General features: G+C 33.0%; 8 protein-coding genes and 2 pseudogenes. 6 read left to right on the top strand and 4 right to left on the bottom strand.

Annotation, left to right across the window (positions count from 1 at the left end; all coding sequences use genetic code 11):
* Both AB3I72_RS13705 and AB3I72_RS13700 read right to left on the bottom strand, forming a co-directional pair.
* The coding region (locus tag AB3I72_RS13705) for a TraB domain-containing protein (RefSeq protein ID WP_251847365.1) at positions 1-251 on the bottom strand (251 nt) is incomplete at its 3' end.
* Between the two features lie 157 nt (positions 252-408).
* Positions 409-1,425 carry a replication initiator protein A gene (locus tag AB3I72_RS13700; protein ID WP_033788525.1) on the bottom strand — a complete coding sequence of 339 codons (1,017 nt, stop codon included), beginning with the start codon at positions 1,423-1,425 and terminating at the stop codon, positions 409-411.
* A 662-nt stretch (positions 1,426-2,087) separates the two neighbouring features.
* Between AB3I72_RS13700 and AB3I72_RS13695 the strand changes: the two genes are divergently transcribed.
* The 3 genes from AB3I72_RS13695 to AB3I72_RS13685 all read left to right on the top strand — a co-directional run bounded on the left by AB3I72_RS13695 (position 2,088) and on the right by AB3I72_RS13685 (position 4,726).
* Positions 2,088-2,939 (top strand): ParA family protein, encoded by an 852-nt coding sequence (locus AB3I72_RS13695; RefSeq protein ID WP_033788523.1) that lies wholly within the window; start codon positions 2,088-2,090, stop codon positions 2,937-2,939.
* Between the two features lie 9 nt (positions 2,940-2,948).
* Complete coding sequence (locus AB3I72_RS13690; RefSeq protein ID WP_033788522.1) at positions 2,949-3,491, top strand: hypothetical protein; 543 nt, start codon at positions 2,949-2,951, stop codon at positions 3,489-3,491.
* A gap of 554 nt (positions 3,492-4,045) precedes the next feature.
* Positions 4,046-4,726 (top strand): IS6-like element IS1216 family transposase, encoded by a 681-nt coding sequence (locus AB3I72_RS13685; protein ID WP_174123102.1) that lies wholly within the window; start codon positions 4,046-4,048, stop codon positions 4,724-4,726.
* A gap of 125 nt (positions 4,727-4,851) precedes the next feature.
* Here the strand turns inward: AB3I72_RS13685 and AB3I72_RS13680 are convergent, their stop codons facing one another.
* Positions 4,852-5,025 carry a hypothetical protein gene (locus AB3I72_RS13680; protein ID WP_104866373.1) on the bottom strand — a complete coding sequence of 58 codons (174 nt, stop codon included), beginning with the start codon at positions 5,023-5,025 and terminating at the stop codon, positions 4,852-4,854.
* A gap of 89 nt (positions 5,026-5,114) precedes the next feature.
* On the opposite strand from AB3I72_RS13680, the pseudogene AB3I72_RS13675 reads away from it, so the two are divergent.
* From AB3I72_RS13675 to AB3I72_RS13665, 3 genes and pseudogenes are all read left to right on the top strand, one after another.
* Positions 5,115-5,384, top strand: a pseudogene (locus tag AB3I72_RS13675) (LPXTG cell wall anchor domain-containing protein); the annotation flags it as partial.
* 127 nt (positions 5,385-5,511) lie between these two features.
* A complete protein-coding gene (locus AB3I72_RS13670) occupies positions 5,512-6,450 on the top strand; it encodes a 2-dehydropantoate 2-reductase (RefSeq protein WP_002335374.1) in 939 nt (312 codons plus the stop codon).
* 25 nt (positions 6,451-6,475) lie between these two features.
* The gene (locus AB3I72_RS13665; protein ID WP_002355369.1) at positions 6,476-7,513 is read left to right on the top strand and encodes a PTS sugar transporter subunit IIC; all 1,038 of its coding nucleotides are present in this window, start codon (positions 6,476-6,478) and stop codon (positions 7,511-7,513) included.
* A 304-nt stretch (positions 7,514-7,817) separates the two neighbouring features.
* Here AB3I72_RS13665 and AB3I72_RS13660 read toward each other — a convergent pair.
* Positions 7,818-8,331, bottom strand: a pseudogene (locus tag AB3I72_RS13660) (IS256-like element ISEfm2 family transposase); the annotation flags it as partial.

The raw sequence follows: 8,331 nt of genomic DNA, 5'->3' as shown, positions 1-8,331 counted from the left end.
CCGTAAACAATATTAGAGAACAACACTACTAATTTGTTTTGTTTGATTATCTTAATAATGTCTGTTTTTGCCCATTCTTCAGGACTGGTATATTTTTGGTGTCTCTTTTGATCTAACTCTACACAAACGCAACCTGGCCTAACTTCATCAATAACGTTTTTTACAAGTTTCGCACTTTCTTCTGAAATATGATTTGTCCCTACAAGATAATATGTTTTATCTTGTATAACTAATTTTTCTACTCCATCCATAGCAATCTCCATTCTCTATTGAATTTTCATTTTTTATGTTCATACTTTGCTCTAACCGAATGGATGAAAACATTTTAAAGTTTATTTTTATCAAATAAACTTTAAGTAGGATACAAAATAAAGTATAAGATCTATTAAAACAAATAAATCAATTTACTTAGTTTTCAATCCAATTATGCAAAGTAATTTCAGAATTTTTAGAATTATTCCTATTTTTTATATTTTCTTTTTCTAATACACATTCAACAAATAAATTGTAAAAAGACTTGTAAAATAGACCTTGGGGACTTTTAATTGTAGAATCTGTAGTAATCTTATGTTGAACACGACGCAAACATTTTTCTATTTCTTCTTGATAATCTTCACCTAACAATACCGTATTATACTCTTTCTCTGCTTTATTTTTAGCTCGAATAATTGTTCCAACTTTTTCATGAGCTTCTTGAATTGTATTTGAAAAAAGCGCTATATATTTTAAGCTGGATTTGTTTAAAAATGTTTGTTCTTGAACTTCATGAAACTGATCTAATAAAGTACGTTGTCGCATCTGCTCGTTATTCGTATCTTTTGTGTCTAATGTATCTAAAGAATTATTTATATAGATATTATCTTTTACTTGTGCGATTTCAGCATATCCAGTTTTATCAAGGGTTTCAGACATTTTTTTACGACGTGCGATTTCAGCATATCCGCTATTATCAAGAGTTTCAGCGTTTGTTTCACGGTGTGCGATTTCAGCATATCCAGTTTTATCAAAGGTTTCATCAGTTGTATTTGTTGATAAGTATAAATCTTCTTTTTCTAACTCTGGCTGTAAGAGATAATATTTGTTTGCTATGTTTTTTCCAGCTTTCGCATCGAATCCCCCTCTGAGGACTTCCAATAAGCCATACTTTTCTAATTCGTCTAGGGTAGATTTAACTTTTCCTTGATAGCAATTTAACATCTCCATGAGATCCTTTTGTTGAAAAATCAAATAGATCATTCCGTCTTCGTCAATCCAGTTATTTGTGAGAGCAAGAGAAATTTTGTCTTTAAAAAGCATATAAGCAATTTTAGAACTATCTTTCATGGATTTGTATTTTTTATTTTTCAACAGAAACTGTGGGAATTTCCAAAATAGCTCTGAGTAGCTGTTTTGATAACTATACCCCCGTTCTTTAATCTTCGTCATTATTTTACATACTCCTTTAGTAAATATCCTTTATTCGCATAGTAAGTAAGTTAAAAATATCAAAGACAAAAGAGGTTGGCAAGCAATAATAATAGCTAATTCAATTAGTTACCACATTAAATCCAAAGAAAAACTATTTAGCTACCACCTCAATTTTGAAAAATAAGTATTTAACCACCACCATTAATGTCAAAATAATTTATTTAGTTACTACCTGAATATATAATTCGCTTCTACTATAAAATAAATTATCTACCACTTTTAATAATAAATTAGTTACCACTTTTAATTTATTTATCTACCACTTATTTTTTGTATGAAAATGTATAAATAGTAGTAATAATGATAGTTATCTAATAAATTAGTTACCACTTTTAATTTAATTGCCTACCACTTTAAATGTTAAAACACTATGAATTAATTACCACCTAAAATATAATTAGTTACTACCTTTTTCAACAATATAATTAATTATTTACCACTGTAAATACATAAATAAATTATTTGTTTACCACCTTTAAATAAATTGAATACCACAGTGATTATTGTTGGATTGAAATTAATTACTACCTTAAGTATTTATGGTGGTATTTAAACTAGTTATATTTTTGGTGGTATGTTATAATATTTGTAAAATTGTACTTAGAGAGGAAGTTGCATGTATGGTAGCAAAAAAATATGTAATTGGTAACTTTAAAGGTGGCGTCGGTAAAAGTACTTGTGCTCAAATGTTTGGATTTGAGTCAGCAAAATTCAAGGAATTAAAAACATTAATCATTGATTTAGATATGCAAGGAAATACTTCTGATGTTATGAACTTAACGCATATGAATTTTTCTAAAGATGAGGGCGGGGGGGAAGGCGAATTAATCGAATACACAAATACAATTACTGACGTACTTATTTCAAATGTTGATCCACATGACGCTATTTATAAGATTATTGAAAATCTGTATATATTACCTGCGGATATGTCGTTTGAATTATACGATGATTGGATTAAAGATAGATTTCCTAATTCAATTGATAAGTTTAAATACATGGAAGAAAAATTATCCCCTCTATTTAATGATTTTGATGTCATTTATTTGGATGTACCTCCATCAATTTCTATTTATAGTAAATCTGCTATGTATATAGCTGATTGGGCTATTGTTGTGTTACAAACTCAAGTCAAATCTATGCGTAATGCTATGCAGTATTTGGAATATATGGACTTCTTTACTAATGAATTTGATACAAATTTAAAAGTTGCTGGCGTTGTTCCATTTATGTTAGAAAGCGGTGATTCCGTAGATAAAGAAATGTATCATCAAGCACAGGAAATCTATGGAGAGCACTTAATTAAAAACGTTGTGTTAAAAAATGCACGACTTAAAAGATATGATGGATCAGGTATCACTACTGAATTAACTAAAAAAGGAAAATTAAAGCAATGGGATAAGAAATGCCATGAATTATTTATCAACATTTTGGACGAATTAGAAGAACATGAACATTGGTATGAAGGGTAGGTTTAAAGAATGGCTGAGATTAAAAACTTAGGTATCTTTGGTAGTAGTAATAAAGGACTAGATAAAATAAAGCAGCGATCAAAGGAGAAGTCAAAAGAAACAACTATAAGTAATATTCCTAAGACTCATAGTACCTTCAGAAGCCAGAAAACAAGCTCTGTAGCTCATGAAGTACCTATTCGAAAGAAAAGAAAAGGTGCCCCAATAACAAAATTTGATAAAGTTTACGCTGCAATGCAATCCGTTAAATTATCTGCCCTTACTAATGCTACAGCAAGCATCATGGTTGAAAAGTATGAAACAAATATGAAAAAAGACGAATTATTGCGAAAAGCTTTAAATGAATATATTCGATTAAATCTTTCTCAAGAAGATAAAAATGATTTACTTAATTCTGTTGCCCTTGAATTAGATTTGTTTAGAGAAGCCCATCCTATTATTCCTGATGTAGATATAGACAATAATGTGATACGTTCGTCTGAAGAAATAAAGCAAGAAACTTTTACTGATATAAAGAAACAATGGGGAATCAACGATAAAATAAGAAAATAAAAAAATACCTACCATATTTATTTAAAGTGGTAGGTATTTTTTTATTACTTAATGATTTTTTTTAAGTCTATAAGGAAAAGTATAAGTTTTGAATTTCACACTTTCTTACGTATGTTTAAATATATTTAAGGTGGTAATTAAATACAATAAAAGTGGTAGGTAATAAGAAGTAATATATATTAAATACTGATGTATAAGTAATGAATTTCAATAAAAGGTGGTAGATAAATTCTATTAAAGTAGTAAGTAAATATTGATAGGTAGTAGCTAAATAAAATAAAAACGTTATTTACGTTATAAGTATAGGGAAAAAGTATTAGATAAAGCGATTTAAGGTAGTAACTAAATGTATTAAAAGTGGTAAGTAATACATAATAAATATTGATATATAAGTAATAGAAAGAAACAAAATGTAGAAGTTGAAATGGATAAACAGCTAGGCATTTTTCGCCGACTCGTTATTTATAGATAGGTTTGTACGGTTCTGTTACAAAGTTTTAAATCTACTATCAAATAAGGTAGAATAATAGAAAAAGATAGCAGGAGGAATGACGATGAATCATTTTAAAGGAAAGCAATTTCAGCAGGATGTGATTATTGTAGCCGTGGGCTACTATCTTCGTTATAACCTTAGCTATCGTGAAGTTCAAGAAATCTTATATGGTCGTGGCATTAACGTTTCTCATACGACGATTTATCGTTGGGTGCAAGAATATGGCAAACTACTCTATCAAATTTGGAAAAAGAAAAATAAAAAATCCTTTTATTCATGGAAAATGGATGAAACGTACATCAAAATTAAAGGAAAATGGCATTATTTGTATCGAGCCATCGATGCAGATGGTTTAACCTTGGATATTTGGTTACGTAAAAAACGGGACACACAAGCAGCCTATGCTTTTCTTAAGCGGTTAGTGAAGCAGTTTGATGAACCGAAGGTTGTAGTCACAGATAAAGTCCCCTCTATTACAAGTGCCTTTAAGAAACTAAAAGAATACGGCTTTTATCAAGGGACAGAACATCGTACCATTAAATACCTGAATAATTTGATTGAACAAGACCATCGTCCAGTAAAGAGACGCAATAAATTCTATCGAAGTTTACGCACTGCCTCTACCACGATTAAAGGCATGGAAGCCATTCGAGGATTATATAAGAAAACCCGAAAAGAAGGCACTCTCTTCGGGTTTTCGGTCTGTACTGAAATCAAGGTATTATTGGGAATCCCAGCTTAAATCATAGATACCGTAAGGGATTTTATTCTTTATTTAAAACTTTGCAACAGAACCAGCAAGAGTGTTATAGAGCAATTATCATAAAAAAATAAGCAGCCCGAATTTACTAAAGAGTTTCGGATTGCTTATTTTTTATTGCTTGTTCTTTTGATATATTTTTTTGCAATAGAATTACTAATGGGAAAACAAATTAATGCGATAACCAGACCGATAGCAATTTCGTGAAAAATAATTGTTATTAAGAATAAAACTATACTAGATATGAATAAACTTAAAACATGTATTTTATCTTCTTTCATAGGATCCTCCCGTTATTGTCATACAATAGTTGTTTGATTTATATTTTAAATTATCAATAAAAGAAAAGCTAGGAAAAAAGCATTCAAACGAAAACCCAGTTAATACAGATACAGGCGTTGTGATTGTCGCAGTTGAAGATAGTAAACCGATTATTCAATTAGCAGACGGAACAACAAAGAAAGTTGAAGCTAAAGAAATTGGAGCAGACGTTCAAAAAGACGGAACAGTAACGGTTAAAGGTTCAGACGGAAGAATGAAAGTTTTACCAAAAACAGGAGAAACAGAAAATATTGCATTGTCTGTCCTAGGTTCATTAATGGTATTAGGATCAGCATTCATTTTTAAAAAGAGAATCTAATTAAGTATTTATAAAAGCATGGTCGCAAGTTTTACACTCTCCTACTTGAAGTTTCCGAATGAAAACTCTATAATGAGAAATGTGAAAATGTTCACTTATTATAAATTAAGTTTGGAGGCTTTTATTTATGAAAATTGCAATTGCAGGGGCCGGCGCGATGGGTTCCCGGTTCGGACTGATGTTGAAACAAGGTGGTAACGATGTTTTGCTAATCGACGGCTGGCAGGAGCATATCAATGCCATCAAAGAAAACGGATTGAAGGCTAATTATAATGGCGAAGAAATTACTGTTAAAGTCCCAATTGTTAATCAGAATGAGGTGCCCACTGGTGAGCAATTTGATTTGATTATCTTATTCACGAAGGCAATGCAGTTGGAAAAAATGCTGCAGGATGTTAAACCATTAATTGCTGATCACACAGAAGTTTTGTGTCTTTTAAACGGTATCGGTCATGAAGACGTAATCGAAAAATTCGTACCGATGGAAAAAATCTTTATCGGCAACACCATGTGGACTGCTGGTCTAGAAGGTCCCGGCAAGGCTAAATTATTTGGCAGCGGGTCTGTTGAATTGCAAAATCTAGGTATTGGCCAAGAAGAATCAGCGAAAAAATTGGCGGAAACTTTGTCCGCGTCTGGTTTAAATGCCAAATATTCCGACAACATTCATTATTCAATTTATCGTAAAGCTTGTGTCAATGGTACGATGAATGGCTTATGCACGATTTTAGACGTCAATATGGCGGGGCTTGGTGCAACCAAACCTGCTCATGACATGGTAGTGACTATTGTTAACGAATTTGCAGCTGTTGCTGCCAAAGAAAACGTCAACTTAGACATTCCCGAAGTAATCGAACATGTAGAAACTTGTTTTGACCCGACTACGATTGGTATGCATTTCCCATCGATGCACCAAGACTTGATAAAAAATAACCGTTTGACCGAGATTGACTACATCAACGGAGCCATTTCTCGTAAAGGTAAAAAATATGGAGTAGTAACTCCTTACTGTGATTTCTTAACGCAACTGGTTCATAGTAAAGAAGAAATTCTAGGAGCGAAATAGTAATCATTAGAAAGAGGATGAGAAAATGGAAGAAAAATTAACTCCAAAAATATTTTTAAATAAAGTATTAGCGGGTACCGCAACGGGGATCATCGTAGGGTTGATTCCTAACGCGGTATTGGCAGCAATTTTGAAATTATTTGGTGAAAATACCTTAGCAGTAACGATCACACAAATGGCAGTTATTTTCCAACTAGCTACTCCACTATTGATTGGCGCTTTGATTGCGGTGCAGTTTGGCTTCAAACCAATGCAAATGTTAGTAGTTGCCGGTGCAGCTTTCGTTGGCTCCGGTGTTGTGAAATTCAATCCTGACACAGCTACTTATATCGGTGCTGGTACCGGAGACATCATCAATACCATGATTACTGCATCAATCGCTGTCGGCATGATCTTGTTGATCGGCGAAAAATTTGGGTCCGTGGCAATTGTTGCAACACCAATCGTTGTTGGTATCGGCGCTGGTCTAATCGGCTATTATTTATATCCTTACGTAACCAAGATTACTGCCGCTATCGGTGACTTAATTAATACCTTTACTACTTTGCAACCAATTTTGATGTCAATCTTGATTGCATGTTCCTTTGCTTTCTTGATTATCTCGCCGATCTCTACAGTTGCCATTGGTATGGCAATTCAATTGAACGGTGTTTCTGCTGGTGCAGCCGCTATGGGTGTTGCCGCAACAACAGTTGTCTTGGTAGTTAACTCTTGGAAAGTCAACAAACCAGGGGTTACTTTGGCCATCGCATTGGGTGCTATGAAAATGATGATGCCAAACTTGTTTAGGAAACCAATTATCTTGGTGCCATGTCTATTCACCGCTATCATCTCAGCAATTCCAGTAGCGTTATTCTCAGTCTCAGGGACTCCTGCTTCTGCTGGTTTCGGTTTGGTAGGGTTGGTAGGTCCGTTGGCTTCATTGGACGCCGGTTTGAGTATTATTCTACTATTAATCAGCTGGTTTGTTGTACCAATCGTAGCTGCTTTCGTAGGTCAAATCTTATTTGAAAAAATCTTGAAATTGTATGATCGTAAAGATGTTTTCGAATTTTTAGGATAGTCAACTAGAAAAAGTGTGAGCCTTGTGCTCACGCTTTTTTGTGCAATTGAAGTTGGTGAATCTCAGCGAAAAGAGAAAGGTACCTTAAATAGTGTGTTTCTGGTCAATAGCACAATGAAATATCTAAATACATTATGAACTGCTTTTCGTTTTATGAAGAGCAGTTTGTGCTATTTGAGAAATTGCTCAATTTAATCATTAAGTAGTTTCATCAATGGTGACTATGCTACTGCAATTCTTGTTGTACCAACCGGGAGCGTCAATAATTTTGTGTAAATAACTCGTCCTTCTGCAAAATAATGGGTTACTCAGTAAACATTGAAGCTAATGTATCCGTCACTTGTTGGAAGCCTTCATGGCTTCTATTTAAGAATTTTTGATTGTATGTATCAAAGATGGATACTAGGAAACGCTCTAGTGATTCTTCATTTTGAAACTGCTCTTTTCTGCGGCTGTATTTCTTGATTTGTTTATTGAAAGATTCGATTAAATTAGTTGAGTAAATGCTTCGGCGGATACCAGGCGGAAACTCATAAAAAGTCAATAAATCTTGATTTTTTATCAGTGACTGCGTCACTTTAGGATAAGTTTTCTGCCACTTCTCAATCATACTCCCTAAAAAGGTATTTGCCTCTTCCTTTGAGCTAGCTTGATAAACAGCCTTAAAATCATCACATATTTCTTTTCGATCTTTGACACGTACTTTATGAGCAATATTACGGGAAACATGAACACAGCAATGTTGGTATTTAGCTTTAGGATAAATCTGGTGAATCGTATCTTTCATGCCTTTTAAGCCATCGGTAATAAACAGTAAG

The organism is Enterococcus sp. GC34, from assembly GCF_040886645.1.
Classification (GTDB): domain Bacteria; phylum Bacillota; class Bacilli; order Lactobacillales; family Enterococcaceae; genus Enterococcus; species Enterococcus faecalis.
The sequence above is the reverse complement of the archived record's forward strand: the minus strand, read 5'-3'. Positions and strand labels throughout refer to the sequence as shown.

Coding starts and splice junctions, on each gene's coding strand:
- AB3I72_RS13700 (WP_033788525.1), bottom strand. CDS start 1,425: ATGACGAAGATTAAAGAACGGGGGTATAGTTATCAAAACAGCTACTCA.
- AB3I72_RS13695 (WP_033788523.1), top strand. CDS start 2,088: ATGGTAGCAAAAAAATATGTAATTGGTAACTTTAAAGGTGGCGTCGGT.
- AB3I72_RS13690 (WP_033788522.1), top strand. CDS start 2,949: ATGGCTGAGATTAAAAACTTAGGTATCTTTGGTAGTAGTAATAAAGGA.
- AB3I72_RS13685 (WP_174123102.1), top strand. CDS start 4,046: ATGAATCATTTTAAAGGAAAGCAATTTCAGCAGGATGTGATTATTGTA.
- AB3I72_RS13680 (WP_104866373.1), bottom strand. CDS start 5,025: ATGAAAGAAGATAAAATACATGTTTTAAGTTTATTCATATCTAGTATA.
- AB3I72_RS13670 (WP_002335374.1), top strand. CDS start 5,512: ATGAAAATTGCAATTGCAGGGGCCGGCGCGATGGGTTCCCGGTTCGGA.
- AB3I72_RS13665 (WP_002355369.1), top strand. CDS start 6,476: ATGGAAGAAAAATTAACTCCAAAAATATTTTTAAATAAAGTATTAGCG.